This is a genomic window from Kytococcus sp. HMSC28H12 (genome assembly GCF_001816045.1).
GTDB lineage: Bacteria > Actinomycetota > Actinomycetes > Actinomycetales > Dermatophilaceae > Kytococcus > Kytococcus schroeteri.
Map to the genome: position 1 here is coordinate 1 of NZ_KV824627.1, position 1167 is coordinate 1167.

1 protein-coding gene is annotated in these 1167 nt (G+C 74.9%); it reads left to right on the plus strand.

Annotated features, from left to right (window positions below; all coding sequences use genetic code 11):
- Nucleotides 1-80 precede the first annotated feature (80 nt).
- A partial coding sequence (locus HMPREF3099_RS09965; protein ID WP_141762120.1) for a metallophosphoesterase occupies nt 81-1167 on the plus strand: 1087 nt, incomplete at its 3' end.

A 1167-nucleotide genomic window follows, 5' to 3' on the forward strand; every position in this document is an offset into this window, starting at 1 on the left:
TGGGTGGCCGCCGGCTGAGCGCCACCGGGCCGTCACCCGGCGGCCACCCCGGGGTCACCCGCGAGGGCCACGGTGGGGCCATGCACACACGCACCCCCCTGACCCTGTCCCTGTCCGCGTCCGTCGCCGCCCTGGCCGCCCTCGCCGTCGGGGCACCGGCCACGGCCTCGGCACCCGACGACGTGGCCCACGTGGCCGTGCTCGGCGACACCCCCTACGGCCCCGAGCAGACCGAGCAGTTCCCCGCCCTCGTGGACGACGTCAACGCCCACGGGTTCGACTGGGTCCTCCACGCCGGCGACGTGAAGAGCGGGTCCACCCCCTGCTCCGACGAGCTGCTGGCCACCTCCCGCGCGCTGTACGACACCTTCGAGGCGCCGTTCGTGCTCACCCCGGGCGACAACGAGTGGACCGACTGCCACCGCGAGAAGGCCGGGCAGTACCTGCCCACCGAGCGCCTGGAGCACACCCGCGCGCTCTTCTACCCGAACCCCCGCGGCACCATCGGGGGGCGGTCGATGGAGGTGGTTCCCCAGTCGGTCGAGCAGCCCGAGCACGCACAGTCGGTGGAGAACGTGCGCTTCCACGCCGCCGGCACCACCTTCGCCACCGTGCACGTGGTGGGCAGCCAGAACGGCGAGGCCCCCTGGGACGAGCTGGCCGAGGGCGACCACCCGGCCGAGCGGATGGCCGAGGTGCGCCAGCGCCGCGCGGCGAACCTGGACTGGATCGACGCCGCCTTCGACACCGCGCAGGAGCGGGGCGACGCCGCCGTGGCGATCATGATGCAGGCCGAGCCGGTGGCCGGCGAGCCCGGCTACGCCGCCGAGCGAGCGCTGCTGCTAGAGCGCGCCGCCGCCTTCGACGGCCCGGTGCTCCTGCTGCACGGCGACGAGCACCAGCACGAGGAGGAGGCGCACTACGGCGGGGTGCAGAACCTGACGCGCGTGGAGACCTTCGGCGACACGGCCACGCAGTGGCTGAGCATGACCGTGGACCCCTCCACCGAGGAGGTCTTCTCGTTCCGGACCCACGAGGTGGGCCAGGACGGGCCGATCGTGGACACCGGTGTGGCGAGCGGCCCGGACGCCTCGCCCTGGGCCGGCCTGGCGGGGCTGGGCCTGGTGGCGGCCGGTGGCACGCTCGTGGCCCGCAGCCGCCGCGCCT